24 protein-coding genes are annotated in these 25,373 nt (G+C 66.6%); 14 read left to right on the top strand and 10 right to left on the bottom strand.

Features of this window, described 5'->3' with window-relative positions:
* Positions 1-64: 64 nt before the first annotated feature.
* Positions 65-217 (bottom strand): hypothetical protein, encoded by a 153-nt coding sequence (locus AC1DCZ_RS14665; protein ID WP_476975249.1) that lies wholly within the window; start codon positions 215-217, stop codon positions 65-67.
* Positions 218-426: 209 nt separating this feature from the next.
* Here AC1DCZ_RS14665 and AC1DCZ_RS14660 point away from each other — a divergent pair, with 209 nt between their 5' ends.
* Positions 427-1,458, top strand: a complete 1,032-nt coding sequence (locus tag AC1DCZ_RS14660) for a hypothetical protein (RefSeq protein ID WP_476975248.1) — start codon at positions 427-429, stop codon at positions 1,456-1,458.
* 252 nt (positions 1,459-1,710) lie between these two features.
* Here the strand turns inward: AC1DCZ_RS14660 and AC1DCZ_RS14655 are convergent, their stop codons facing one another.
* Entirely contained in the window at positions 1,711-2,373 is a 663-nt protein-coding gene (locus AC1DCZ_RS14655; protein WP_476975247.1) for a hypothetical protein, read from the bottom strand.
* 89 nt (positions 2,374-2,462) lie between these two features.
* On the opposite strand from AC1DCZ_RS14655, the gene AC1DCZ_RS14650 reads away from it, so the two are divergent.
* From AC1DCZ_RS14650 to sucD, 4 genes are all read left to right on the top strand, one after another.
* Complete coding sequence (locus tag AC1DCZ_RS14650) at positions 2,463-3,335, top strand: inositol monophosphatase family protein (protein WP_476975246.1); 873 nt, start codon at positions 2,463-2,465, stop codon at positions 3,333-3,335.
* Between the two features lie 481 nt (positions 3,336-3,816).
* Complete coding sequence (gene pcrA / locus AC1DCZ_RS14645) at positions 3,817-6,339, top strand: DNA helicase PcrA (protein WP_476975245.1); 2,523 nt, start codon at positions 3,817-3,819, stop codon at positions 6,337-6,339.
* Between the two features lie 315 nt (positions 6,340-6,654).
* Positions 6,655-7,824, top strand: coding sequence for an ADP-forming succinate--CoA ligase subunit beta (gene sucC / locus AC1DCZ_RS14640; protein ID WP_476975244.1), 1,170 nt, complete (start codon positions 6,655-6,657; stop codon positions 7,822-7,824).
* Positions 7,825-7,836: 12 nt separating this feature from the next.
* A complete protein-coding gene (gene sucD, locus AC1DCZ_RS14635) occupies positions 7,837-8,739 on the top strand; it encodes a succinate--CoA ligase subunit alpha (RefSeq protein ID WP_476894678.1) in 903 nt (300 codons plus the stop codon).
* A 163-nt stretch (positions 8,740-8,902) separates the two neighbouring features.
* Here sucD and AC1DCZ_RS14630 read toward each other — a convergent pair whose 3' ends face one another.
* Together AC1DCZ_RS14630 and AC1DCZ_RS14625 are read right to left on the bottom strand one after the other, a co-directional pair.
* A complete protein-coding gene (locus AC1DCZ_RS14630) occupies positions 8,903-9,385 on the bottom strand; it encodes an SRPBCC family protein (protein ID WP_476975243.1) in 483 nt (160 codons plus the stop codon).
* Entirely contained in the window at positions 9,382-9,744 is a 363-nt protein-coding gene (locus tag AC1DCZ_RS14625; RefSeq protein WP_476894676.1) for an ArsR/SmtB family transcription factor, read from the bottom strand. The genes AC1DCZ_RS14630 and AC1DCZ_RS14625 overlap by 4 nt, the downstream gene beginning before the upstream one ends.
* Before the next feature lie 486 nt (positions 9,745-10,230).
* Here AC1DCZ_RS14625 and iolC point away from each other — a divergent pair, with 486 nt between their 5' ends.
* From iolC to AC1DCZ_RS14600, 5 genes are all read left to right on the top strand, one after another.
* On the top strand, positions 10,231-11,232 hold the full coding sequence (gene iolC, locus AC1DCZ_RS14620) for a 5-dehydro-2-deoxygluconokinase (protein WP_476975242.1): 1,002 nt from the start codon (positions 10,231-10,233) through the stop codon (positions 11,230-11,232).
* Positions 11,229-12,206, top strand: coding sequence for a Cgl0159 family (beta/alpha)8-fold protein (locus AC1DCZ_RS14615; RefSeq protein WP_476975241.1), 978 nt, complete (start codon positions 11,229-11,231; stop codon positions 12,204-12,206). Before iolC ends, AC1DCZ_RS14615 begins: the two co-directional genes overlap by 4 nt.
* A 39-nt stretch (positions 12,207-12,245) precedes the next feature.
* Complete coding sequence (gene iolD / locus AC1DCZ_RS14610; protein WP_476975240.1) at positions 12,246-14,171, top strand: 3D-(3,5/4)-trihydroxycyclohexane-1,2-dione acylhydrolase (decyclizing); 1,926 nt, start codon at positions 12,246-12,248, stop codon at positions 14,169-14,171.
* A 138-nt stretch (positions 14,172-14,309) separates the two neighbouring features.
* Complete coding sequence (locus AC1DCZ_RS14605; protein WP_476975239.1) at positions 14,310-15,221, top strand: sugar phosphate isomerase/epimerase family protein; 912 nt, start codon at positions 14,310-14,312, stop codon at positions 15,219-15,221.
* 18 nt (positions 15,222-15,239) lie between these two features.
* Complete coding sequence (locus tag AC1DCZ_RS14600) at positions 15,240-16,253, top strand: Gfo/Idh/MocA family protein (protein WP_476975238.1); 1,014 nt, start codon at positions 15,240-15,242, stop codon at positions 16,251-16,253.
* A 56-nt stretch (positions 16,254-16,309) separates the two neighbouring features.
* On the opposite strand, the gene AC1DCZ_RS14595 is transcribed toward AC1DCZ_RS14600, so the two are convergent.
* Complete coding sequence (locus tag AC1DCZ_RS14595; protein ID WP_476975237.1) at positions 16,310-16,759, bottom strand: MarR family winged helix-turn-helix transcriptional regulator; 450 nt, start codon at positions 16,757-16,759, stop codon at positions 16,310-16,312.
* Between the two features lie 171 nt (positions 16,760-16,930).
* Here AC1DCZ_RS14595 and AC1DCZ_RS14590 point away from each other — a divergent pair, with 171 nt between their 5' ends.
* Positions 16,931-18,172 carry an MFS transporter gene (locus AC1DCZ_RS14590; protein WP_476975236.1) on the top strand — a complete coding sequence of 414 codons (1,242 nt, stop codon included), beginning with the start codon at positions 16,931-16,933 and terminating at the stop codon, positions 18,170-18,172.
* On the opposite strand, the gene iolB is transcribed toward AC1DCZ_RS14590, so the two are convergent.
* From iolB to AC1DCZ_RS14575, 3 genes are all read right to left on the bottom strand, one after another.
* Positions 18,169-19,065 (bottom strand): 5-deoxy-glucuronate isomerase, encoded by an 897-nt coding sequence (gene iolB / locus AC1DCZ_RS14585; RefSeq protein WP_476975235.1) that lies wholly within the window; start codon positions 19,063-19,065, stop codon positions 18,169-18,171. The genes AC1DCZ_RS14590 and iolB overlap by 4 nt on opposite strands.
* Before the next feature lie 90 nt (positions 19,066-19,155).
* On the bottom strand, positions 19,156-19,896 hold the full coding sequence (locus tag AC1DCZ_RS14580; RefSeq protein WP_476975234.1) for a GntR family transcriptional regulator: 741 nt from the start codon (positions 19,894-19,896) through the stop codon (positions 19,156-19,158).
* Positions 19,897-20,120: 224 nt separating this feature from the next.
* Complete coding sequence (locus AC1DCZ_RS14575; protein ID WP_476975233.1) at positions 20,121-20,888, bottom strand: gamma-glutamyl-gamma-aminobutyrate hydrolase family protein; 768 nt, start codon at positions 20,886-20,888, stop codon at positions 20,121-20,123.
* A 40-nt stretch (positions 20,889-20,928) separates the two neighbouring features.
* On the opposite strand from AC1DCZ_RS14575, the gene AC1DCZ_RS14570 reads away from it, so the two are divergent.
* Together AC1DCZ_RS14570 and AC1DCZ_RS14565 are read left to right on the top strand one after the other, a co-directional pair.
* Positions 20,929-21,408 (top strand): SRPBCC family protein, encoded by a 480-nt coding sequence (locus tag AC1DCZ_RS14570; RefSeq protein ID WP_476894665.1) that lies wholly within the window; start codon positions 20,929-20,931, stop codon positions 21,406-21,408.
* Between the two features lie 12 nt (positions 21,409-21,420).
* On the top strand, positions 21,421-22,554 hold the full coding sequence (locus AC1DCZ_RS14565) for an LOG family protein (RefSeq protein ID WP_476975232.1): 1,134 nt from the start codon (positions 21,421-21,423) through the stop codon (positions 22,552-22,554).
* A 5-nt stretch (positions 22,555-22,559) separates the two neighbouring features.
* Here AC1DCZ_RS14565 and AC1DCZ_RS14560 read toward each other — a convergent pair whose 3' ends face one another.
* Both AC1DCZ_RS14560 and AC1DCZ_RS14555 read right to left on the bottom strand, forming a co-directional pair.
* Entirely contained in the window at positions 22,560-23,549 is a 990-nt protein-coding gene (locus AC1DCZ_RS14560) for a matrixin family metalloprotease (RefSeq protein WP_476975231.1), read from the bottom strand.
* The gene (locus tag AC1DCZ_RS14555) at positions 23,549-24,754 is read right to left on the bottom strand and encodes a VIT1/CCC1 transporter family protein (RefSeq protein ID WP_476975230.1); all 1,206 of its coding nucleotides are present in this window, start codon (positions 24,752-24,754) and stop codon (positions 23,549-23,551) included. The genes AC1DCZ_RS14560 and AC1DCZ_RS14555 overlap by 1 nt, the downstream gene beginning before the upstream one ends.
* A 216-nt stretch (positions 24,755-24,970) precedes the next feature.
* On the opposite strand from AC1DCZ_RS14555, the gene AC1DCZ_RS14550 reads away from it, so the two are divergent.
* Positions 24,971-25,204 carry a hypothetical protein gene (locus tag AC1DCZ_RS14550; protein WP_476975229.1) on the top strand — a complete coding sequence of 78 codons (234 nt, stop codon included), beginning with the start codon at positions 24,971-24,973 and terminating at the stop codon, positions 25,202-25,204.
* The last annotated feature ends 169 nt before the right edge of the window (positions 25,205-25,373 follow it).

The following is a 25,373-nucleotide window of genomic DNA, read 5'->3' as shown; positions in this document are numbered from 1 at the left end:
TTAACCAGCATCGGTGGGTATCGGAGTCAGTTCCGATACCCACCGTTGTTTGTTGCTGGCTGCGCTAGTTTTTCGGAGCGGAGTCCGGCCACCAGCCATAGGCCGCGATGGAGCCCTGACCCGAGTTGTCACCGGTTGCCGAGATGGCAGCAGTAGCGGAGAGCCCTGCAGCGGCAAGGGCACCGACGACGAGGAGTGTTGCGAGGGTTTTCTTCATAAGGACTCCTGATGCGTAAGAGGCTGATGTGGCTCGTGTGATGCGAGATCAGTATAGGGTCAATCGACACGCCATGGAGTACCAATTCCTCCCGACGCGGGAAGCCTGTGTTATTCGCGCGCATCTGAGCGGATGCTCAGCAGAAACTGCGCAGTTCCTGCTTGCGGGGTTTGCACGGATCCGCTTGCGCGGCAACGGATAATTGAGTCATGCAACAAAATTCCATCTCGCCCGCGTACGTCGCTGCTGAACTTCAGGCACGCGAACGTCGCTCAAGCCACGACTTCAGCGAGGCCGCCAATAGTGCCCAGGCCGCGGCCGAGATCGCCCGTGTCGAAGGCGATACGCAATCGTGGTGGAACATGACGTTGTTCCAGGCCGAGAGCCTTTTGGCCGCAGGAAAGTTTGAAGACTGCGCGGACGTCGCCTCAACCCTCGTGGCAGAGGCGGCCGGTGCAACACCCCAGATTCAGGCCGAGGTGCGGATTCTCAAGGCAAAAGCACGCCACGGCCTCGGATTGCTCGACGAGGGTGCCGCCGAAGCCAGGGCCGCGGCCGATCTGACGAGCGACGACGGCGACGTGGAAATCAACGTCAAGGCCCGGCAGGCACTGATCGCTGCGCTTGCCGACAGCGGAAAGCTGGAGGAGGCTTGGGCGGAAAGCCTGATCATGGCCGACGTCATTTCCGGCGAAGTCGACGACCAGTTGGTCGGCAAGGCGTACTGGGTCATCGGAAACGTTGCATTCCTCTGCAATAAGGTGCGGCAAGGGCTGCACTATCACGAACTCGCGGCAGCCACATTTTCTCCGGCCCGGAACCTCACCGTCTGGGCGAAATTCAACAACGCTTCTGCGGCCATGCGGCTCGCCGCCGATATTGCGGATGCCGACACGCTTCGCTGCATTGAACGGGCCGAACTAGCCACGGACGTTATCGGCGGCTCTGACGAGGACCACATCCTGCTGAAGCTGAACCGCGGTCACTGGAACTTCCTCGCCGGCGACCCGAAGCCAGCTATCGAGATCCTGGGCAGCATCTTCCCAGCACCGGAAATGACGTCGCCGCAGATTCTCGGGGAGGCGTGCCTGCTGCTAGGCCGGGCGCACGCCTTAGTGGAGGATTCGTCGGCTGCGCGCAAGTACTTCCTGGAGGCTGCCGATCACTTCGAAGCCGCGGGGGCCCACCATCGTGCCGAACAGGCGCGCGAGTACTTCGCGACCGGGGCCCATCCGGAGTGAGCATGTCCTCCGCTGGAGTCCAAGAGTGAGCATGTCCTCCGCTGGAGCCCAGGGATGGGCATAACGGGATTATGTCCAACGGTCGGTGCCAGGGCTGGGCATGTCCTCCGCTCCGGCCTGTTCGGAGTGAGCATGTCCTCCGCTGGAGCCCAGGCATGGGCATAACGGGATTATGTCCAGTGGTCGATGCCAGGGCTGGGCATGTCCCGCAGCCGTGGCTACCGATGTAGGGAACATGTCCGTACGGCTTGCCTAAGGCTGGGCATGTCCCGTGGCCGGACCTGCTCCAGGGGCGGCAGAGGATCTCTTCCTGCCGAGGACCACAGCGGCGCCGCCTGCGACGAGGCTCAGCACCAGCAGGACCCAGCCAGCCACGGTGAGTCCGGACGCCAGGGCCACCTGACCGGCGTCGACGGCGTCGGCGGACATCATTGCGTCAATCACCGTATTTCCCCAAAGACGCACTGCCGCAAAGAGCAGGGGCACTGCCCACAGCGCCCACCGCAAAGGCTTCCGTGCAACGTTCGTTCCGATCAGCAGCAGCCAGCTGAACCCGAAGATCAGCGGGAAGAGCATGCCCGCGGTCTTGTGGACGTAGTTGAGCTGGCCCTTCGCATCGGCGTCCATCGCGCCGCGCAGCTTCTCCACGAAGGTCTCGTCGAAGCCCCCGACCAGGGAATCCGGCATGGCCAGGCCGCCGGAGAGCTGTGTGAGCTGGTTCAGGGTCAGGAGATGGACATACCAGAAGAGGAACAGGCTGGCCACGGCACCGGCAATCAGGATCATATTGTTGTTGCTCTGCGCCTTCCCCGGGGTCCGGCTGGTGCTGGGATTAATCACCGGCGGCAGATGGTGCTGGGGAACGGTTGCCTTGACGCCGTGTTTCTTGACGCGCTGTGCGGGAGTTTTGGCCATTGCTCCATTATCGTCCGTCTCCGGCCGCGGCTCCGCCGAACCACTTGGCCGGCTGTTCACTCCCGCGGGACGCCGATAGTCTGGGACGCGTGACGGAACTTGACAGAAATGAACTTGGCAGGCGCCGGCTCGGCCGGCACAGCACGGCGGAACTGGACCCCTCGCTGGATGACTTTCAGCTCGCCGAAGCCCTGGTCCGGGAGGCAGGCACGCTGGCGCTGCTGATGCGGCAGGCCGGGCTGGAGGGCCGGCAGAAGACGTCCGTCTCGGATGTTGTCACGGCCGCGGACCACGCCGCCGAGGCCTACGTGCTCGAACAGCTCCAGCGTTGCCGGCCCGAGGATGGCATCCTGGGTGAAGAAGGTGCCTCCGTGGCGGGCACCAGCGGCCGGACGTGGGTCATCGATCCCGTCGACGGGACGTACAACTTCCTGCACGGATCCACCTACTGGTGCTCGGCCATTGCACTCAAGGACTCCTCCGGGGTGGTGCTCGGCGCGGTCTTCCAGCCCGAGGAGGACAAGCTCTGGCTCGGCGGGACAGCACGGCCCTCGGCACTCAATGGTGAACGGCTGAGGACGTTCCCGGGCGCGGCCTCGGGGGGCGCGAGCCGGTCGGACACGCCGGTGTCCGAGCTCGGCGCCGCAACATACATCCACCCGACCTGGCTCGCCGACCCGATGTGTGCCATGCCCTGGCATGCGGCCGCGACGTCGGCGGCCGCCCTGCGGATGTTCGGCTCGGGCTCCTGCGACCTCAGCCGGGTCGCCGACGGAGAACTCGGTTGCTGGTTCCAGCACAGCTGCCCGGAATGGGACTGGCTGCCCGGCAAGGCGATCGTCGAGGCGGCCGGCGGCGCGACCGACGTCGTGCGTGTCAACGGTCTTGACTGGTTCATTGCAGGAGGCACGACGGCGGTCCGGCAGCTGCGTGCCGCACTCGACTCAGGCTCTGTGGGCTAAGGTCCCTAAACCACACCAACTCCGTGGGACATGCTCATTCTTGGCCTGGCGAATGGCACATGCTCATGCCACACCCGGGGACACGGCGGGACATGCTCATTATTCGCCGCGAGGACTGGATATGGCAGGCATGTGTCCGGTTGCTGTGTGACGGGGAGGGCATGTCCATTGTTCGCCCGGGGCACCGCGGGACATGCTCATTCTTGGCCGCAGGGAGTGGGCATAGCAGGCATATGTCCAGTGGCTGCGTGGCAGGGAGGGCATGTCCATTGTTCGCCCGGGGCACCGTGGGACATGCTCATTCTTGGTCGGGCGGGAGGCACATGCTCATGCCACACCCGGGGGCACCGGGGGACATGCTCATTCTTGGCCGCGGGGAGTGGGCATGGCGGGCATATGTCCAGTGGCTGCGTGGCAGGGAGGGCATGTCCCAAAGGGGCGGACTCCGCTGTCAGCGGCACCGCCTAGACTTGTATGCACCATGGATATGTTGTTTGACCCTTACGCCGACGGACCCTTCCAGGCTGCCGCCAAGACTGCGGCGCCCACCAAGTCGCCTTCTTCCTCACGTGCCGGGAACGGGACGGCGGCCTTCGATTTTGCCGCCCTCGCGGATGCAAGCGGGACCGGCGGAGGGGACCGGGACCGCCCTCAGCTGCCGTCGGCGGCGGAGCTCCTTGAGGGGCTGAACCCGCAGCAGGAAGAAGCCGTCAAGCACGCCGGCAGCGCGCTGCTGATCGTGGCCGGCGCGGGCTCCGGCAAGACCCGGGTGCTCAGCAACCGGATCGCCTACCTCATCGCCACGCACCGGGCGCACCACGGCGAGATCCTGGCCATCACGTTCACCAACAAGGCCGCCGCCGAAATGCGTGAGCGGGTCGAGGCCCTCGTCGGTGCCCGGGCCAAGACCATGTGGGTCTCCACGTTCCACTCCTCCTGCGTCCGGATCCTGCGCCGCGAGGCCAAGAACGTCGGCCTGAACTCCAACTTCTCGATTTACGATTCCGCCGACTCGCTGCGTCTGATCACGCTCGTGGCCAAGAACCTGGACCTCGATCCCAAGCGGTTCGCGCCCAAGGCCATCCAGCACAAGATCTCCGCGCTCAAGAACGAGCTGATCGACGCCGACTCGTACGCCTCCAGCGCCAATTACAACGACCCCTTCGAGCAGGCCGTCGCCGAGGTCTTCAAGGGCTACACGCAACGCCTGCGCCAGGCCAACGCCATGGACTTCGATGACCTGATCGCCGAGACCGTCTACATGTTCCGGGCCTTCCCGGCGCTCGCCGACTCCTACCGGCGCCGTTTCCGCCACGTCCTCGTGGACGAATACCAGGACACCAACCACGCCCAGTACGCCCTGGTGCGCGAGATCGTCGGCGAAGGCCCCGGCGCGGCCGAGCTCACCGTCGTCGGCGACTCGGACCAGTCCATCTACGCCTTCCGCGGCGCCGACATCCGCAACATCGTGGAATTCGAGAAGGACTACCCGGACGCCCGCACCATCAAGCTCGAGCAGAACTACCGCTCCACCCAGACCATCCTCAGCGCCGCCAACTCCGTCATCTCCCGCAACCCCAACCGGCCGGAAAAGCGGCTCTGGACCGCCGAGGGCGACGGCGAGAAGATAGTCGGCTATGTCGGCGAGAACGAACACGACGAAGCCCAGTTCATCGCCAAGGAAATCGACCGGCTGCAGGACGAGGGGGATCTCCGACCGGGCGACGTTGCGATCTTCTACCGCACCAACGCCCAGTCACGCTCCATCGAAGACGTCCTGGTCCGCGTAGGGCTGCCGTACAAGGTGGTTGGCGGAACCCGATTCTACGAACGCAAGGAGATCAAGGACGCGCTCGCCTACCTGCGCGTCCTGGTGAACCCCGACGACGACGTCAACCTCCGCCGTATCCTCAACGAGCCCAAGCGCGGCATCGGCGACCGTGCCGAAGGCGCCGTGGCCTCCCTCGCCCAGCGTGACCGGATCTCCTTCATGGCCGCGGCCCGCCGCGCCGACGAGGCGCCCGGCATGGCCACCCGCTCCGTCAACGCGGTGCAGGGCTTCGTGAAGCTGCTCGACGACCTCGCCGAGGTCGCGTCAGGCTCCGGCGCGGCCGCCGCCCTGGAAGCCGTCCTGGAACAGACCGGCTACCTCGCCGGCCTGCGCTCCAGCACCGACCCGCAGGACGAATCCCGGGTGGAAAACCTCGCGGAACTCGTCGCCGTCGTGCGTGAATACGAGCGCGACAACCCCGAAGGCTCGCTCGGGGCGTTCCTGGAGGGCGTCTCCCTCGTGGCGGACGCCGACCAGATCCCGGACGCCCCGGCGGGGACCGCCGACGAACTAGCTGCCGCCGTAGCCGAAGCCAAACGTCTGGGCGTCGTGACGCTGATGACGCTGCACACCGCCAAGGGCCTGGAGTTTCCCGTGGTGTTCCTCACCGGCATGGAACACGGGCTGTTCCCGCACCAGCGCTCCGCAACCGACCCGAAGGAACTTGCCGAGGAACGCCGGCTGGCCTACGTCGGCCTGACCCGCGCCCGGAAGCGGCTGTACCTGACCCGTTCCGAGGTGCGCAGCATGTGGGGCCAGAGCCAGTACAACCCCGCCAGCCAGTTCATCGAGGAAATACCGGCCGAGCTCGTGGAATGGAAGCGCGAAGGCTCCAGCCGCCAGAGCGGCGGCTGGGGGAGCGGCGCCTCGATCGGTTCGAGCCGCTACGGCGGTTCCTTCTGGGGAGCAGGCACCGCCCGCGGCGCCGGGTCGAGCCCCTCCGCCGGCTTCAACGCCGAGGTTCCGGCCGCCGTCGCCAAGAACCGCGTGCAGCCGCAGAAGGAAGTTGTCGCCGTCAGCGTGGGGGACAAGGTCAACCACACCAGCTTCGGCAACGGCACCGTGCTGGCCGTTGAGGGTGCCGGGGACAAGACAGTGGCCAAGGTGAAGTTCGACATCGGCGAGAAGCGGCTCCTGCTCCGTTACGCACCGCTGACCAAGATCGGCGCCTGAGCACCCCGCCGTCGGGCTGCTTCTCGAACCAATCTCCGGCGCCGGCAGACGGCCGTCCTGGTGCCCCTCCGAGGTCCGGAAAACCCCGAATTCTAGCGGTTTTTCTACGGTCAATAGAATAGTGTCCTTCCTCACATAACAGGTACTCTGGAACGGGCCGGTCCCAAGGAAGGACTAGAGTTCCGAGAGGAGCATTGCGCCGTGTGGCTCGTTTCCAAGCTTGTCGCAGGGTGCGTTTATTCCGCAGCCCGGTAACCGCGAGAACGTGGGGTCCGGCTGTACAGAAACTACTTCGACGTAGAAGGACACTAAACCGTGGACCTGTTTGAATATCAGGCGCGCGATATGTTCGAGGCGCACGGTGTACCCGTGCTTGCTGGCATCGTGGCGCACACCCCTGAAGAAGCAAAGGCAGCTGCCGAGAAAATCGGCGGCGTAACTGTCGTAAAGGCGCAGGTCAAGGCCGGAGGCCGCGGCAAAGCCGGTGGCGTCAAGGTTGCCAAGACCGCTGACGAAGCGTTTGAACACTCCACCAACATTCTCGGCATGGACATCAAGGGCCACACTGTTCACCGTGTGATGATTGCCCAGGGTGCGGACATCGCCGAGGAATACTACTTCTCGGTCCTCCTGGACCGGGCCAACCGCAACTACCTGGCCATGTGCTCTGTTGAAGGCGGCATGGAAATCGAGCAGCTCGCCGTTGAGCGGCCCGAGGCCCTTGCCAAGATCTCCATCGACCCGGCCGTGGGCATCGACCAGGCCAAGGCCGACGAAATCGTTGCCGCCGCGGGCTTCGCCGAGGAACTGCGCGGCAAGGTCGCCGGCGTGATCCTGAAGCTCTGGGACGTTTTCAAGAAGGAAGACGCCACCCTCGTGGAGGTCAACCCGCTCGTCCTGACCGGTGCCGGTGACATCGTTGCCCTTGACGGCAAGGTCTCCCTCGATGATAACGCCGACTTCCGCCACCCGAAGCACGCCGCCCTTGAAGACAAGGACGCTGCCGACCCGCTCGAGGCCAAGGCCAAGGCGCAGGACCTCAACTACGTCAAGCTGGACGGCTCCGTCGGCATCATTGGTAACGGTGCCGGCCTGGTCATGTCCACTCTCGACGTCGTTGCCTACGCCGGCGAGAACCACGGCAACGTCAAGCCCGCCAACTTCCTGGACATCGGCGGTGGAGCATCCGCCGAGGTCATGGCGGCCGGCCTCGACGTCATCCTGGGTGACGAGCAGGTCAAGTCCGTCTTCGTCAACGTCTTCGGCGGCATCACTGCCTGTGACGCAGTGGCCAAGGGCATTGTCGGCGCACTGGCCGAGCTGGGCCACTCCGCGAACAAGCCGCTGGTCGTCCGCCTCGACGGCAACAATGTCGAGGAAGGCCGCCGCATCCTGGCCGAGGCCAACCACCCGCTGGTTACCCTGGCCGCCACCATGGACGAGGGCGCCGACAAGGCTGCCGAGCTCGCCAACGCAGCGAAGTAAAGGGACTCGACTATGTCTATTTATCTGAACAAGGACTCCAAGGTCATCGTCCAGGGCATCACCGGCGGCGAAGGCACCAAGCACACCGCCCTGATGCTGAAGGCCGGCACCAATGTTGTGGGCGGCGTCAACGCCCGCAAGGCCGGCACCACGGTGGTGCACGGCGAGAATGAGATCACCGTCTTCGGCACCGTCAAGGAAGCCATGGCCGAAACCGGCGCTGACGTCTCCATCGTCTTCGTGCCGCCGGCATTCACCAAGGACGCAGTGGTTGAAGCCATCGAGGCCGGCATCGGCCTGGTCGTCGTCATCACCGAAGGTGTCCCGGTCCAGGACTCCGCCGAGTTCTGGGCACTTGCCCAGTCCAAGGTCGACGCCAACGGCAAGCAGGTCACCCGTATCATCGGACCGAACTGCCCCGGCATCATCACCCCGGGTGAGGCTCTCGTCGGCATCACTCCGGCGAACATCACGGGCAAGGGCCCGATCGGCCTCGTCTCCAAGTCAGGCACCCTGACTTACCAGATGATGTACGAACTGCGCGACCTCGGCTTCTCCACCGCCATCGGCATCGGCGGCGACCCGGTCATCGGCACCACCCACATCGATGCTCTCGAAGCCTTCGAAGCTGACCCGGAGACCAAGGCGATTGTCATGATCGGCGAAATCGGCGGCGACGCCGAAGAGCGGGCCGCTGACTACATCAAGGCACATGTCACGAAGCCGGTTGTCGGCTACGTGGCCGGCTTCACCGCTCCGGAAGGCAAGACCATGGGCCACGCCGGCGCCATCGTCTCGGGTTCCGCGGGCACCGCCCAAGCCAAGAAGGAAGCCCTCGAGGCTGCCGGTGTCAAGGTCGGCAAGACGCCGTCCGAGACCGCCAAGCTCCTGCGCGAAGTCTTCGCGACCCTCTAGGTCCGAAGCACCAGCACCAAAAAGCAACGCGGAGTCACTTTCGGTCCATTCCACCCGCTGGGATGGGCGACAAGAGACTCCGCGTTGTGGGTTTAATAACGTACGACGGCGGCAGGCCACCATCCGTGGGGAAGGTGGCCTGCCGCCGTCGTACTCTGCGTTTCTAGACTTTCGCGCCGGCCAGGAGTTCGTCGAGCCTTTCGTAGGCTTCGGACAGTCCGCCTTCCATGCCGGACTGTGCCATGCCGTCACGCGCTTCCATGCTGGGGTAGACCGCATGGCCGCGCAGCCGGGTGCGTCCGCCGCCAAGGTCCTCGAAGGTGATGGACTCGATGCTCACCACGTCCGGGTAGCCGTCGAACTCGAAGGTCTGGATGGCGAAGTCGTTCTCCCGGACGGTGTGGAAGACGCCGCTGAAGCCGTAGCGGACGCCGTCCGGGTCAACGTGGTGGTACAGGTAGCTGCCGCCGGTGCGGAAGTCGTAGTGGTCGAGGTCCATCCGGAGCCGGCGGGGGCCGAGCCATTGGGCGACGAGCTCAGGATCTTTGTGGGCCCGGAAGACATCGGCCACGGAAAAATCGAACTCCCGCTCGAAATCAATGAAGGGCAGTCCTTTGGGAACACTGACGGTCAGGGCGTTGGTCATGATGACTCCTTTGCCTGTGTGCCGCGTGCCGCGGCGTTTGATTGGAGCACGGCGTCGAGGCTGCGGAACTGCCCCTCGCGGACCAGCCGGTACTGGTCGATCCATGCGGTGAGCGCCTCCAGCCGTGCGGGGTTCAGATGGACGGGCCGGCGCTGGGCGTCACGGGTGCGCGTGACCAGCTGTGCCTGCTCGAGGACCTGGATGTGTTTCGAGACCGCCTGTTTGGTGATCGCGAAAGGTTCCGCCAATTCATTCACGGTGGCCGGACCCCGGCTGAGCCGGGCGATGATGCGACGGCGGACCGGGTCGGCGAGAGCGAGGAAGGCCGAGTCGAGATGCTCATCGTCGTGCTCGGCCATGGGTGCCCCGCCTCTCCGTCCAGGAATCCGGTCATCAGGGTTATCAAGGTGGTAATCAGCACGCCGGGTTAGTCAACCGGTTTGTTGATAAACCTCTAGGTTGTTAACGCTACTCCGGGCCGCCGTCCTGCGCAATACCCCGTCATGGGCTCAACCCGCACCCGCGACGAAGCTGGCGCCCGGGTGGGCACCAGGTGACACCGTGGCGGTGTGTCGACGGAAACCCTTGCGCAGCCCGCGCGAACTTTATAAGTTTGTCAGTACAAACTGCCGGACTTGAGGCTCCGAGAAGGTGGCACGGGCGGCCGCGCCGGGGCGCAATCTGCACACCCGGTCACGTTGTTCGTATGTCAGTACAAACTTTTGACAGTACATAGATTCTGATGCAAAGTAGTGGAAGTGGCCCGGCTCACGTCGACCCCCTAAGCACCGAAGCTCAGGCTGCCCAACGGTACCGCGCTCACACCAGAAAGGTCCACGATCACCGTGACCCACGAACTGCTCACGATCGGGCGAATCAGCGTTGACATCTACCCGAACGACATCGGGGTGGATCTGGAGGACGTGACGTCCTTCGGAAAGTACCTGGGCGGATCCCCGTCCAACGTCGCAGTCGCCGCCGCCCGCCATGGCCGCCGCACCGCCGTCATCAGCCGCACCGGCGACGACGCCTTCGGCAAGTACCTGCACCGCGAACTGCGCAAGTTCAAGGTGGACGATTCCTTCGTGACCGCCGTCAAGGAATGGCCCACGGCGGTCACGTTCTGCGCGATCAAGCCGCCGGACGAATTCCCGCTCTACTTCTACGGACGCTTCCCCACAGCCCCGGACCTGCAGATCAAGGCCGGGGAGCTGGACCTGGACGCCATCAGGGACGCCGGAATCTTCTGGTCCACCGTCACCGGCCTTTGCCAGGAGCCCAGCCGCACCGCCCATCTGACGGCACACGAGGCGCGGCCGCGCACCGGGCTGAAGCCCGGCCAGTTCACCATCCTGGACCTGGACTACCGGCCGATGTTCTGGGCCTCCGAAGCTGAAGCCCGCGACCAGATCGCCAGGATCCTGCCGCACGTCACCGTGGCGATCGGCAACGACAAGGAATGCGCCGTTGCCGTCGGCGAAGGCACACCCGACGAACAGGCGGACCGCCTGCTCGCCGCCGGCGTCGAAATCGCCGTCGTGAAGCTTGGCGCGGAAGGCGTGATGGCCAAGACCTGCACCGACCGCGTCGTCTCCGCCCCAGTCCCGGTGGAAACCGTCAACGGACTTGGTGCCGGAGACTCCTTCGGCGGGGCCTTCTGCCACGGCTTGCTCTCCGGCTGGCCGCTGGCCCAGGTCCTCGACTTCGCCAATGCCGCGGGCGCCCTCGTCGCCTCCCGCCTGTCCTGCGCCGATGCGATGCCGACGCCGGACGAAGTCACGGGCCTGCTCACCGAACGCGGCCGCCTGGCGGTCGGTACCTACGCCTCCGAGGGGGCAGCACTGTGAGGGCGAACCCCGCCGCCGCCACGGTTGGCGTGGACGATGATCCCCGCCGCTACGAGCACCTGGGCATCATCAGGCTCGAAGACCCGGGGGCGGTCGCGCGCGCTGCGAAGGCCCGGCGCCGCCACCCCGGACCCAAAGCCGGCAAGCAGAACTTCATCGTCGCCGCCGACCACCCGGCCCGCGGGGCACTCGCGGTGGGCAGTGATCCCGTGGCCATGGCCGACCGCCGCCAGCTCCTGGACCGGCTGCAGACCGCCCTGGCCAACCCGGACGTCGACGGCTTGTTGGCCTCGCCGGACATCATGGACGACCTCCTGCTGCTCGGGGCGCTGGACGGCAAGCTGCTGTTCGGCTCGATGAACAGGGGCGGACTCTCCGGCCTGGTCAACGAATTCGATGACCGCTTCACCGGCCACACCGCGGCGGCGCTCGAAGCCCTCGGTGCCGACGGCGGCAAGATGCTCACGCGGATCTGCCTCGGCGACCCGGACACCGTGGCCACGCTCGAAGCCACCGCACGGGCCATCGATTCCCTTGCCGAGCGAAAACTCATTGCGATGGTCGAACCGTTCCTGTCCGTCTGGGAGAAAGGGAAGGTCCGCAACGACCTCTCCACCGACGCCGTCATCAAGTCCGTCGCCATCGCCGAAGGCCTCGGCTCGACCAGCGCCTACACGTGGATGAAGCTGCCCGTCGTGGCCGGGATGGAAAGTGTCATGGCCGCCACCACCATGCCCACCGTGCTCCTCGGCGGGGACCCGGACAGCAGCCAGGATGAGGTCTTCGCCAGCTGGCAGGATGCCCTCGCACTGCCGGGAGTCCAGGGCCTCACTGTCGGCCGGACCCTGCTCTACCCGCACGACGGCGACGTCGCCGGCGCCGTAGCAACCGCCGCCTCGCTGCTGCGCCGCACCGACCCCGCCCGCACCGAACCCGCCGTCGCCAGAGCCGTCGCCAAAGAAGTATCGGAGTAACCAGCCATGGGAATGAGAACTGCATCAGGAACACGCAGAATGACGGTCGCCCAGGCGGTCGTGGAATACCTGTCCCGGCAGTACACCGTTGATTCGATCGGCGGCCAGGACTTCCGGGAACGCCTGATTCCGGGCACTTTCGGCATCTTCGGCCACGGCAACGTCGCCGGCGTCGGCCAGGCCCTCAAGCAGTACCAGCTGCTCGATCCGGCGATCATGCCGTACTACCAGGGCCGCAACGAGCAGGCCCAGGCCCACCAGGCCGTCGGCTACGCCCGGCACACCCGGCGCCGCCAGACCTTCGCGATCAGCACCTCGATCGGCCCGGGTTCCTCGAACCTGCTCACCGGCGCGGCCCTGGCAACGACGAACCGGCTGCCGGTCCTCCTGCTGCCCAGTGACACCTTCGCCACCCGCGCCGCGGACCCGGTGCTGCAGCAGCTCGAACGCCCGGAGGCCTACGACATCACCGTCAACGACGCCTTCCGGCCGCTGTCGAAGTTCTTCGACCGCGTCTCCCGGCCCGAGCAGCTGTTTTCCGCGTTCCACCACGGCCTGCGCGTCCTGACCGACCCGGCCGAGACCGGCGCCGTCACCATCTCGCTGCCCCAGGACGTCCAGGCCGAAGCCTTCGACGTTCCCGAGGAATTCCTCGCCGAACGCGAATGGCGGATCCGCCGCCCCGACGCCGACGACGAGGACATCCGCCGCGCCGCCGAGGCGATCCGCGCCGCGAAGCGCCCGCTGATCATCGCCGGCGGCGGCGTGCTCTACGCCTACGCCAACGAGGAACTCGCGGCGTTCGTCGAGCTGACCGGCATCCCGGTGGGCAACACCCAGGCCGGCGTCGGCGTCCTGCCCTGGGACCACAAATTCTCCCTGGGCGCGATCGGTTCCACCGGCACGACCGCGGCGAACGCCATCGCCGCCGAAGCGGACCTCATCATTGGCATCGGCACCCGCTACGAGGACTTCACCACCGCGTCCCGGACCGCGTTCCAGAACCCGGACGTGAAGTTCATCAACATCAACGTCGCACCGATCGACGCCTACAAGCACGGCACCTCCCTGCCGATCGTCGCGGACGCCCGCAAGGCCCTGATCAAGCTGAAACGGGCCCTCGGCGGCTACCGGATCGGCGCGGACCTCGAACAGCAGATCGCGGACGAGAAGACCCGCTGGGACGCCACCGTGGACGCAGCCTTCGACACCCGCTTCACCCCGCTGCCGGCACAGAACGAGATCATCGGCGCCACGCACCGGGCCATGGACGCCCAGGACGTCGTCATCTGCGCCGCCGGATCCCTCCCGGGGGACCTGCACAAGATGTGGCGCGTCCGGGACCCGTTCGGCTACCACGTCGAATACGCCTACTCCTGTATGGGTTATGAAATTCCGGGCGGCCTCGGCGTCAAACGCGCCGCCCTGGCCGAAGCGGCGAAGGGCGGGGCGCAGCGCGACGTCGTCGTCATGGTCGGGGACGGCTCCTACCTGATGATGCACACCGAACTCGTCACCGCCGTCGCCGAACGGATCAAGCTGATCGTGGTCCTGATCCAGAACCACGGCTACGCCTCGATCGGCTCGCTCTCGGAGTCCCTGGGCTCGCAGCGCTTCGGCACCCGGTACAGGGCCCTGGACGAGGAGCACCACAGCTTCGACGACGGCGACCGGCTCCCGGTGGACCTGGCCCTGAACGCCGAAAGCCTGGGCGTGAAGGTGATCCGGATCGAACCGGGCGAGAAGGTCATCGCCGAACTCGAGCAGGCCATCCGCGACGCCAAAGCGGCCCCCGAAAGCGGCGGCCCGATCCTCATCCACGTCGAATCCGACCCGCTGCTGGATGCCCCCAGCTCCGAATCCTGGTGGGACGTCCCCGTCTCCCAGGTCTCCGCGCTCGACTCCACGCAGCAGGCCTTCCAGACCTACACCGACCACAAGAGCCGCCAGCGCAAGCTGCTCTGACCCGGGCCCTCTGGGCCGCCCCAGCAAGGACAGGCCCGGACACCTAGCACCCTAACAACCACCATCGACTGCTCCGCAGGTGCCGATTTGAGCGTCCAGAACGGCACCTGCGGAGCAATGGATGGGAAGGAATGGAACATGACTGAGAACAAACTCATCGTCGGCACCGCACCGGACTCCTGGGGCGTCTGGTTCCCGGATGACCCAAAGCAGACCCCGTGGGAACGCTTCCTCGACGAAGTCGCCGAATCCGGCTACAGGTGGATCGAACTTGGCCCGTACGGCTACCTCCCGACGGACCCGGTCCGTCTCGCCGAAGAGCTCAAGGCCCGCGACCTGAAGATTTCGGCGGGCACCGTGTTCACCGCCTTCCACCGCGGCCTGGACCAGTGGGAGGCCGCTTGGGAACCGGCCCGCAAGGTTGCCGAGCTCACCGCCGCGATGGGCGGGGAACACGTGGTGGTCATCCCGGCGATGTGGCGCGACGACGTCACCGGTGAGGCACTGGAGAGCGGCACGCTCACCGAAAAGGCCTGGAATGACCTCTTCGCCGGCCACAACCGCCTGGGCAAGACGCTGCTGGAGGACTTCGGCCTCAAGCAGCAGTTCCACTCCCACGCAGACTCCCACGTCGGCGCGCAGGACGACATTGAAACCCTTCTCGCCGCTACGGACGCCCAGTACCTCAGCCTCTGCCTGGACACCGGCCACGCCGAATACTGCGGGGCCTCCAGCCTTGAACTGATCAGGAACTACCCGGACAGGATCGGCTACCTGCACCTCAAGCAGATCAACCCGGACATCCTCAAAAAGGTCAACGCGGAAAACATGACGTGGGCTGCCGCCAACCTGGCGGGCGTCATGACCGAGCCGCCGAATGGCCTGCCGGACCTGCGCGCCGTCATCGAGGCCGTCGAGGCTCTCAATCGTCCGATCTTCGGCATCGTGGAACAGGACATGTACCCCGTCTCATTCGACGTCCCGATGCCGATCGCCAAGCGCACCCGCAACTACCTGCTCTCCTGCGGCTCCCGCACCGCCGTCAACTAGAACCCAAAGGAACCCACCATGACCAGGACACTCCGCGTAGCTGTCATCGGCGCCGGCCGTATGGGCGCAGACCACATCCAGCGGCTCAACACCCGCATCCACGGCGCTGAAGTCGCTGCCGTCGTCGACGTCGACCTCGCCCGTGCCCAGGCCGCCGTCGAGGGCATCCCGGGCGCCGTCGCCCTGGCCGACGCAGACGAAGCCCTCAACAACGGCGACGTCAACGCCGTGCTGATCGCCACCCCCGGCTTCCTGCACGAGGACATCCTGTTGAAGGCGATCGCCAAGGACATCCCGATCCTCTGCGAGAAGCCGCTCACCCCGGATGCCGGGTCTGCCTGGAAGATCATCGAGGCCGAAGAAAAGCTCGGCCACAAGCGCATCCAAGTCGGCTTCATGCGCCGCTTCGACGCCGAATATGCCGCCCTCGGCAAGATCATCCGCGACTCCGAACTCGGCGAGCTGCTCATGCTGCATCACCAGCACCGGAACCCCACCACCCCGGCGGGCTTCACCAATGAGATGCTGATCAACGACTCTGTGGTCCACGAATTCGATGCCATCCGCTATTTCACCGGCGAGGAAATCACCTCGGTCCAGGTCCGCCTCGGCAAAGCGACGAGGAGCGCCCCGGCCGGGCAGCACGATCCGCAGCATGTGCTGATCGAGACGGAGTCCGGCGTCCTGGCCGACGTCGAGATCTTCGTCAACGCGAAGTTCGGCTACGAAGTGGCCACCCAGGCGACCTTCGAGGACGGCATCGTCAGCATTGGCGGGGACAACGGCCCGTACACCCGCAGCAACGGCCGTTGGGGCGGCGTCGTCAGCCCCGGCTTCGAGGAGCGCTTCGGGGCGGCGTACGACGTCGAAATCCAGTCCTGGGTGGACGCGGCCCTCCGCGATGAGATCGGCGGCCCCACCGCCTGGGACGGCTACGCGACGGCCGCCTGCTGCGAGGCCGGCGTCGAGGCGCAGAAGAACGGCGAAAAGGTCGCCGTGAAGCTCAACGCCAAGCCCGCCCTCTACCGCTAGGAACTCTGCCCAGGAGCGGCACCCCGGGCAGGAAACCCGGGCAGGAACCAGGCGGCTTAGACTCCGGCGTGCAGGCGGGGGAGGGCGTCCACCAGGGGCGCCAGTTCCGGTACATCCTGGGCTTCCGCCAAGGCGCGCTCCAGCGTGGCGTCGTGGATGGGCCGGGCCTCCTCCAGCAGCGTGACGCCGCTGGGGGTGAGCTCGGTGTAGATTCCGCGGCGATCGTCGGCGCACAGGATCCGGGTCAGCAAGCCCCGGTCTTCGAGCCGGTTGACGAGCCGTGTGGTGGCGCTGGGGCTCAGTGCGGTGGCGCGCGCCAGCTGCTGCATGCGCATGTGCCAGCCGTCCTGGCGGCTCAGCGCATCCAGCACCGTGTATTCCACCACGGAAAGCCGCGCATTGGCCTGCAGCGAGCGTTCCAGCTCGGATTCGATCATCCCGTGCAAGGCCGCCAGTGTCCGCCAGCCTTGCGCCCGGACCTCGACGGCGTCGTCCTTGATGCCCATCTGTTGTTCCCTTCCCTCAGCCTGCCCCGCTCGCAAAAAGCGTGGAAAGCGGCCATTCTCCAAAGTAGTTGCTTGCGCGCTATATCTGTTTGTGCAACAATAAATAACGCGTCTGCAACTACTAGCTTACGCCTCGTATTACTTTCCGTACAGTTTCGAAGGAGCTCCTCCATGCCTATTGGCCTGATAGCACTCGCCCTTGGCGGGTTCGGGATCGGACTCACCGAGTTCGTCATCATGGGCCTGCTCCCGCAGGTATCCGCAGACTTCCACGTCAGCGAGGCCACGGCGGGCTGGCTGATCTCGGGGTACGCCCTCGCCGTCGTCGTCGGCGCGCTGGTCCTCACCGCCGCCGTGACGCGCTTCGAGCGCAAGCCCGTGCTGGCCGTGCTGATGGTCCTCTTCATCGCCGGCAACCTCGTCTCGGCCCTGGCGCCGGACTACTGGACCATGATGATCGGACGCATCATTGCCGCCCTGGCCCACGGCGCCTTCTTCGGCATCGGTGCGGTGGTGGCAGCAAGCATGGTGGCGCCCAACAAAAAGGCCGGTGCCATCGCCATCATGTTCACGGGCCTGACGGCCGCAAACGTGCTGGGCGTCCCCTTCGGAACCATGCTCGGACAGGCCGCAGGCTGGCGTTCCACGTTCTGGGGGATCACCGGGATCGGTGTCCTGGCGCTCGCCGGCATCCTCACCCTCGTGCCGAAAACGGGATCGGGCCAGACAGCCGCCGGTTCTGCCTCCGGCGGATTGCGCGGCGAGCTGCGCGCCTTCCGGTCCGGACAGGTCTGGCTTTCGATCCTCGTCACCGTCCTCGGCTACGGCGGCATGTTCGGCGCCTTCACGTACATCGCATTCACGCTCACCGAGGTCACCGGCTTCGCAGCCTCCACCGTTCCGTGGCTCCTGATCCTCTTCGGCGTGGGCCTCTTCATCGGCAACACCGTCGGAGGCAAGGCCGCCGACAAGAACGTCGACCGTACCCTCCTGGTGGTGCTCTCGGCGCTGGTCGTGGTGCTCGTGGTGTTCGCCCTGACCTCCAACAACCAGCCCATGACCATCGCCTCCATGGTCCTGCTGGGCGGCTTCGGCTTCGCAACCGTTCCCGGCCTGCAGATGCGCGTCATGAAGTACGCCACCACCGCCCCCACTCTGGCTTCCGGTGCCAATATCGGTGCCTTCAACGTGGGCAACGCCCTCGGCGCCTGGATGGGCGGCGTGACCATTACGGCCGGCCTCGGCTACACCTCGCCGATCTGGGCCGGCGCCGGCATCACCGCGCTGGGCCTTGCCGTGATGGCGTTCGCGGCAGCCAAGGCGAAACGGCGCGACGCCGGACACCGGGCCGACGCTGACAGCTCCGCGGCCGACGCTGAGACTGACGCTGAGACTGAGCTGCAGCCGGCCTAACGGCCGAACGGCAGCCGCGGGTCCAGGTCCTGGCCCTCCCAGGTCTGGCGGATCCAGCCGTGGTGCGGGTCGTCGCTGATGAGCCACTCCCGGACCGGGCCCGGACCGGCCATGACGTTGAGGTAGTACATGTCGTAGCCGGGGGCAGCCATGGCGGGCCCGTGCCAGCCGTAGGGGACCAGTACGACGTCGCCGGTCCGGACTTCGGCCGCCACGTCGATGGGCCGCCCGTCGGAGGCATAGACGCGCTGGTAGCCGATCGCGTCGTCGGCGCCCGGGCGCTCCGGCGCCCCGGGCGCCACCCGGGTTTCGAAGTAGTAGATCTCCTCGAGGCTTGTCTCGCCGTCTTTTTCCTCATCGTGCTTGTGCGGGGGATAGGAGGACCAGTTCCCGGCCGGGGTGAGGACCTCGCAGACGATGAAGCGGTCGGCCTCCAGCGCCGCCGGAGTTCCGAAGTTGTGGACCTGGCGGGAGCAGTTGCCCGCCCCGCGCAGCTCCACCGGCGTCTCGGCGGCCGTGATCAGGCGGGTGGGGTAGGAGGTGTTGGCCGGGGCGGTGGCAACCGCCACCCGGCCGCCGTCGGCCGAACTGATGGTCACGGTCTTTCCGGCCCCTGTGTAGAGCACATCGCTGGGACCGCTGAAGACGCTCTCCCGTCCGGCCAGAGCGTAGTCCTGGCCGTCCACCGTTGCCGTGAAAGATCCGCTGAGCGGGATCACGATGCGTTCCTCACTGGCGGCGGCAAGCTCGACGGCGCCGGCGGCCGCCAGCGTCGAGACCTTCAGCCCGGTGTGCGCCCAGCCGTCAATCTCCAGCCGCGAATCGGCGGTCCCGATCGAAATGTCCCACTTGCCATCGGCTGCGGTGCCGAGCGGATAGACCCAGTTGGCCATGGAAGCTGCCCTTTCGTTGGCGCGCCGGAGGAAGGCGCGTGGGTGCGGAGCGGAGGCGGCACTGGTTGTTGAGTGCCTCTCCGTGAGCGCCTATCTCTGAACGAGTGTCATTTCAAAGCTGTAGGAATCTGCCCTGTAGACGTGGTGGCCGGTTTCCACCATGCGCCCGGTGTCGTCCACGGCGGTGCGTTCCATGGTGACGAGTGCTGATCCGGAGGTGGTCTCGAGCAGCGGCGCCTGGTAATCGTTGGCGATCATCGCGCCGATCCGCTGCGATGCAAGGCGGAAGTTCACGCCGCCGTTACGCAGAATGCCGTAGAGGCCCTGCGATGCCAGGAGGGCCTCGTCGATCACGGTGATGTCGTCGCGCACCCAGTTCTCCATTAAGGCCAGCGGCTTGCCGCCGACTTTCCGGAGCCGGGCGAAGTGGTAGACCTTGGCGCCGGCGGGAAGCTGCAGCGCCTTCAGGATCGCGGCGTCCGCCTCTTCATGGGAAAAGCTGAGCACCTCGGTGGTGGGTTTGCTGCCGTTGTTGCTCAGGTCGTCATACAGGCTCGAGAGTTCCAACGGGCGGCGGACCTGGCTGGACACCACCTGCGTCCCCACGCCGCGTTTGCGGACCAGGAGGCCGGACCGGACGAGCTCATCCATGGCTTTGCGCATCGTGGGACGCGAAAGGTTCAGCTGGGCGGCAAAATCGATCTCATTTTCCAGCCGGCTGCCGGGCTCCAGCAGTCCGGTGTGTATCGCAGCCTCGATGCCTTGCACCACCTGGTGGTACAGCGGCACCGGGGAAGAACGGTCGATCCGCAGGTTCAGTTGATTCGCCACTGGGCGTGCTCCCTTGTGCTCCGCGGCCGCCGTAGCGCCGGCCTGTCCACGCATGTAAGGCGTATGTTCGCTTGATAGGACATACTGCCTTTTTCTGATAGTAGCAGGGCTGCCGAGGGGAAGCCAAGGGCTCCATGCTGGCGCCTGTGGCTCTCGAACAATGCGGGATTGCGGCTTGGTCCCCGGCTCCCCGGTCCGCGGGGCCGTGAGTGCCGGCGGCTGACTCAGGGGCGGTTCCGGCACACCTCGACGAAGGCCCGGAACGGAGCGAGCCGCTCCCCGGCGGGAAGTTCCAGGGCCTCGGGGTGCCACTGGACAGAGGCCACCCAGCGCTCCGGGTCCTCCAGCGCTTCAATGGTTCCGTCCTCTGCGACGGCCGTCACCACCAGGCCGTCGGCCACCCGGGCCACCGCCTGGTGATGGCCGGACGCGATCTTCACGGCGGCACCGGCGCCGCCGTCGTAGAGGCCGGCCACCTTCGTGCCGGGCTGCAGCTCGACTTCGTGCCAGGCCCACGGACCGGCCCCGTGCGCCGGCGCGGGCTCGTGGTGCACCACCGTTCCCGGCGGCATGTCCTGGACGAGGGTCCCGCCGTAGAGCACATTGAGCAACTGATGCCCGCGGCAGATGCCGAGGACCGGCAGCCCGGCGTCGATCGCGTGCCGCGCCACCGCGAGGTCGAGTTCGTCCTGGGCCAGGTTGACGTCATAGCAATAGGCGCTTTCCTCTTCGCCGTAGAGCCGGGGGTCGAGATCACCGCCGCCGGGAAGGACGACGCCGTCGAGCGCCTTCAGCTCCGCGTCCAGGCTGTTGCTGCCCGACGCCGCCGTGAGCAGCACCGGTTCGCCCCCGCCGTCGCGCACCAAGTCCACGATGTAGTCGAAGAGGCCGTTGGCTTCGTCCACCCGCGGGTCCGGGTCCGAGGAGCTGCTGAGGCGGATCGGGACGCCGATGCGGGGACGGTTGCCGGCGGGGCGGAAGGAAGTCTGCATGGCTCATTCTGCAACAGAATCCGAGGACTAGGATTGCCGGATGAACAACAGATATCTCGTGTCCCGCAGCCGCTTCATCGCGGCCGCCCCGGAAGCCATCTTCGACGTGCTCGCCACCCCCGCTCTGCACAGCGTGATCGACGGCTCAGACACGGTCAAGGCTGCCCAGCCGCACGGCCCCGCACGGCTGGCCCTCGGCGCCAAGTTCGGCATGGAAATGAACATGCGCGTGGACTACAAGATCCTCAACACCGTCTGCGAGTTCGAGGAAGGCCGCCGCATTGCGTGGCGCCACTTCTACGGCCACGTGTGGCGCTACCTCCTGGAGCCTTCTGCCGGCGCCGACGGCACGCCGGGCACACTCGTGACCGAACAGTGGGACGCGCGCCAGGTCCGCGGCAGGATCCTCCTGCGGCTGGCAGGCTACCTCCGCCGCCACCCGGCGAACCTGGAACAGACCCTGGCCAAGCTCGACGCCTACATGGCCGCGCCCGGCCGTGTTCCTGGCCTGCACAGCTAAGAGCGCCGCCGCGTGAGCGCAGCCCGCAGCCTGCACCCCAGCCCCCGCACGCTTGAGGTCGAGAGCCTGGCCAGCTTCGACCGGCTGGTCGCGGCCGGGGCGCACAGCATGCACGGCTGGCACGCCCAGTCGCTGGACCTGCGCGGCCGGCGGCCCACGCTGGAGATGATGGACGTGCAGGGGGCGATCTTCCTGGGCTGCACCTTTGACGAGGGTGTGGAGGATTCGCTGCGCAGCCGGGGAGCCTTGATTTTCCCCAGGCTCGAGGAGGTTCCCTTCGACCCGTACCGCGGCGGCCTGTACAGCCCGCAGGAACTGTACGCGGGGATAGCCACCTCCCGCTACGAGGACACCCTGGATGCCAGGGTGTACCAGTGGAGTATCCGGCCGGGCAAGCGCCACCGCCTCGATGCCACGCTCGCCGCCGCCCTGCACGACCATTCAATCGGCGACGCCCTGGAAGAGCTCACCCGCTCGGAACTGTGCGTGGGCCGCACCATGGTCGGAGTCATGGGCGGCCACATTGCCCGCCGCGGCTCGGCACGCTTTGAGGAAGCCGCGCTGCTGGGCCGGCTGCTGGCCAGGAACAACCGGGTTGTCGCCACCGGTGGCGGCCCCGGAGCCATGGAGGCAGCAAATCTTGGCGCCTTCCTCAGCGAGGCGCCGGACAAGGAGTTCCGGCGGGCCCTGGACGATCTTGCCGCGGTCCCGACCTTCAGGCCCTCGGTGTCGGCGTGGGCGCGCGCGGCCGCCGCCGTCGTCGAGCGCCATCCGGACGGTATGCCGTCACTGGGGATTCCCACATGGTTTTATGGGCATGAGCCGCCGAACTTCTTCGCCACGCATGTCGCGAAGTACTTCGCCAACGCAATCCGTGAGGCCATCCTGCTTGAGCTGTGCAACGGCGGCATCATCTTCCTGCCCGGATCCGGGGGCACTGTGCAGGAGATCTTCCAGGACGCCTGCGAGAACTACTATGGCGCGCCGGAAACGATCACGCCCATGGTGCTCGTCGGTCACGAGCATTGGTTGAGCCGCTTCCCGGCGTGGCCGCTGCTGCAGAGCCTGGCCGCCGGCCGGCGGATGGAAGACCGGATCTTCCTTGTCGACACCGTGGACGAGGCACTCGCCGTGCTGGAGCGCTGAGCGGTTCAGAGATCCTTGCGGCACTGGGCGGAGCCGAGCTCGTACAGGCCGTTGAGGTCCCCGGCAGCCAAGCCATCAGGGGCTCCGATTTCCGGGTACATCAGCTGGGTGGGGTCATCGACATGCTCCAGCCCCATCACGTGACCGAGTTCGTGCAGGATCACTGCCGTCGCGTAGGGTGCGCCGTCGGCGCGGTCAAGCTCCTCGGTGATCTGCGGGGCGTCGAGTTCCAGGCTCCCCGTGACGAAGCTCTTGGGTCCATCGCCGTAGCTGAAGTGGGTGCTCCCGCCGGTGCCGATGACGGGTCCCTTGAGCTGCGGAGCCTGTTCGGGGGTCGTCCAGGCGATCAGCAGCGGCGCCCACCGGTCTCCGTAGGCGTCCTTTTGGTAAGGGGCCCGCGAATCTGACGGTGCCTCGGCGGTGGGCCCGTCATTGATGAAAGTGATGCCCGTCGCCAGCGATACGGCGCGGATGGAGTCCTCCACCAACCGCTCTGCACCCGGCGGCGCCATTGCGGCATTGACCACGAAGTGCAGTGGGCGGCACGGCGAGTAGCCCACGGGTCGACCGTCGTCGTTCGTTGCCAGGAACTTGAACGAGGTGCTGGCAACGGCCGGTTTCCTGGGCGTTCCGAGCGGCTGGTCCTGCTCTTCGAGCCCCGGCGGAGGAGCATCTGTCCGGGACCCGCCGGCGGGGACGCCGGCCTGCCGCCCGGTTTCCCCGGCCTTCGCCTGGTTCGATGACGCGCCGGGCGCCTGGCCGGGTGCTTGGGCGGTTGCCTCGCCGGTTGCCGCGCCGGCGGGCCGGCGGTTCGGTCCCGTTCCGTGGTTGACCTCGAAGAGCCCGGCGAAGTGTGGATCCCCGTACACGAGTCCGACCGCCAGGAAGGCGCCCGCGGCGATCAGGGCCGCGGCCCCAAGGTTCCGCACGATCCGCAGGGCGCTCTTGGAACGGCCGTGCCGCGGCGTCCGGTCCCGAAGGTCAGGACCCTCCACTAGGCGGCCACGGCGCCAAAGGCCATGCCGAGCAGATAGGTAACGCCGGCCGCACCGATCCCGATGGCGAGCTGGCGCAAACCTCGGGTGGTGGGGGAGGTGCCGGAGAGCAGGCCCACGACGCCGCCCGTGAACAGCAGGGCCAGACCCACCAGGGCTGCGGCGACCACAAGGGCCGCCACCCCGGTCATTCCAAGGAGGAACGGGATGATCGGGACGATCGCACCGGATGCGAAGAAGCAGAAGCTCGACGCCGCTGCGCCCCAGGCGGTGCCGACTGCCTCGTGCTGGTCCTCGGCGTCAGGCAGTTCGGGCCGCAGGGACAGGCTCGGATCGCAGTCGCAGTCCAGCAGGCCCATCCGCTCCGCGACCCGGTGTTCGGCTGCATCCCGGGACATTCCCCGGGCCAGGTAGACCAGGAGGAGCTCGTTGTGTTCGATGTCCAGGGACGGCGCGGCCGCCAGCGTGATCTGGGTGGGGCGGGTCGCGTCCAGGAGCTCCCGCTGCGAACGCACGGAAATGAACTCGCCGGCGCCCATCGACAGCGCCCCGGCGAGCAGTCCGGCCACGCCGCTGAGGAGTACGACGTGGCTCCCGACGCCGGACGCGGCCATCCCCATGACGAGGGAAAGGTTGCTGACGAGCCCGTCGTTCGCGCCGAATACCGCGGCCCGGAATGTTCCTGCCAGCCGGTTCCGCCCCCGGGTGGCAAGTCCGCGGACCACTTCTTCATGGATCTGCTCGTCGGCGACCATCGCAGGAGTGGCCGACGGATCATTGGCGTACGGTGAGCGGCTCTCCGCACGCTGGGCGAGAGCCAAAACGAACACCGAGCCGAAGTGGCGTGCGAGGAAGCCCAGGAGCTGGCTCCGGAGCGAGGCAGGGCGGGCCTTGCCGGCGTGTTCGCCCAGCAGTTGGAGCCAGTGCGCCTCGTGGCGCCCTTCGGCTTCGGCCAGCGCGAGCAGGATGGCCCGTTCCTCGCCGTCGCGGTTCTGCGCCAGGTCACGATAGACGGCCGCTTCGGCGCGCTCGTCGGCGAGGTACTGGCGCCACCGCTTGATGTCCGCGGCGCTGTGCGCGGGGACCGCGTGCTTGTCCGCGACGCTGTGCGCCGGGACCGCGTGGGCGGAGTCGCCGGGGAGTGGGCCCCGGTTTGCCGGGTCCGGATTCGAGTGGTTTTGGTCAGATTTTGCGTGCTGAGACACGAAGGCTCCTGGGCTTGATAGGGCATGGTTCGGCCTCGTTGCCACTCCAGCGTACCCCGTAATTCCGCGGATTTCCGGCCGGCAGTCCTTAGTGAAAAGTTTAGGTAAACCGTAAATCTGCAGGCCTTGACCGGCTAGGTCAGCGGTGCTCGAATGAACGCAAGGGCGGGTTCACCGGAACCACTGCCGCCAGCCCGAGCGCACGGAGGTTGCATCATGGACAACACCGGATCACAGCCAATCCAGCCGGTCAGGGACACCGTCGAGTCCGATCCCGCCTATGACTTCGCGGAGGACGCGCCCATCGCTGATTCGGAGACGGAGGAGGAGGAACTGCTTGAAGAGGCGGAACGGACGGTTCCGCTGGACAAGGATGATTTCCTGGGCGAGGACCAGCCGGTGGTGCCCTTGGAAACGGACGAATTTCGCGAGCCCGGGGAAGAAAGTTGAGCAGGCCACCACGCCGGCCCAATAATTCAAGCCGCTAGCTGAGTACAGCTAGCCGACGACGGCGGCGCCTGCCCGGAGGAAGGGAGGCGCCGCCGTCGGGCATGGGTTCGTTGCCGGTCCCTTAGCCGGACGGCACGGGAACGTGCTGGTCCTCGATGTCGGCGCCGGT

The organism is Arthrobacter sp. 10N418, assembly GCF_056394725.1.
Note: the sequence above shows the minus strand (reverse complement) of the source record. Positions and strands in the feature narration are given on the sequence as shown.

Bases quoted from the DNA above. Each gene is read 5' to 3' on its own strand.
- AC1DCZ_RS14665 (WP_476975249.1), bottom strand. From the start codon at position 217: ATGAAGAAAACCCTCGCAACACTCCTCGTCGTCGGTGCCCTTGCCGCT.
- AC1DCZ_RS14660 (WP_476975248.1), top strand. From the start codon at position 427: ATGCAACAAAATTCCATCTCGCCCGCGTACGTCGCTGCTGAACTTCAG.
- AC1DCZ_RS14655 (WP_476975247.1), bottom strand. From the start codon at position 2,373: ATGGCCAAAACTCCCGCACAGCGCGTCAAGAAACACGGCGTCAAGGCA.
- pcrA (WP_476975245.1), top strand. From the start codon at position 3,817: ATGGATATGTTGTTTGACCCTTACGCCGACGGACCCTTCCAGGCTGCC.
- sucD (WP_476894678.1), top strand. From the start codon at position 7,837: ATGTCTATTTATCTGAACAAGGACTCCAAGGTCATCGTCCAGGGCATC.
- AC1DCZ_RS14630 (WP_476975243.1), bottom strand. From the start codon at position 9,385: ATGACCAACGCCCTGACCGTCAGTGTTCCCAAAGGACTGCCCTTCATT.
- AC1DCZ_RS14625 (WP_476894676.1), bottom strand. From the start codon at position 9,744: ATGGCCGAGCACGACGATGAGCATCTCGACTCGGCCTTCCTCGCTCTC.
- iolD (WP_476975240.1), top strand. From the start codon at position 12,246: ATGACGGTCGCCCAGGCGGTCGTGGAATACCTGTCCCGGCAGTACACC.
- AC1DCZ_RS14605 (WP_476975239.1), top strand. From the start codon at position 14,310: ATGACTGAGAACAAACTCATCGTCGGCACCGCACCGGACTCCTGGGGC.
- AC1DCZ_RS14600 (WP_476975238.1), top strand. From the start codon at position 15,240: ATGACCAGGACACTCCGCGTAGCTGTCATCGGCGCCGGCCGTATGGGC.
- AC1DCZ_RS14595 (WP_476975237.1), bottom strand. From the start codon at position 16,759: ATGGGCATCAAGGACGACGCCGTCGAGGTCCGGGCGCAAGGCTGGCGG.
- AC1DCZ_RS14590 (WP_476975236.1), top strand. From the start codon at position 16,931: ATGCCTATTGGCCTGATAGCACTCGCCCTTGGCGGGTTCGGGATCGGA.
- iolB (WP_476975235.1), bottom strand. From the start codon at position 19,065: ATGGCCAACTGGGTCTATCCGCTCGGCACCGCAGCCGATGGCAAGTGG.
- AC1DCZ_RS14575 (WP_476975233.1), bottom strand. From the start codon at position 20,888: ATGCAGACTTCCTTCCGCCCCGCCGGCAACCGTCCCCGCATCGGCGTC.
- AC1DCZ_RS14570 (WP_476894665.1), top strand. From the start codon at position 20,929: ATGAACAACAGATATCTCGTGTCCCGCAGCCGCTTCATCGCGGCCGCC.
- AC1DCZ_RS14550 (WP_476975229.1), top strand. From the start codon at position 24,971: ATGGACAACACCGGATCACAGCCAATCCAGCCGGTCAGGGACACCGTC.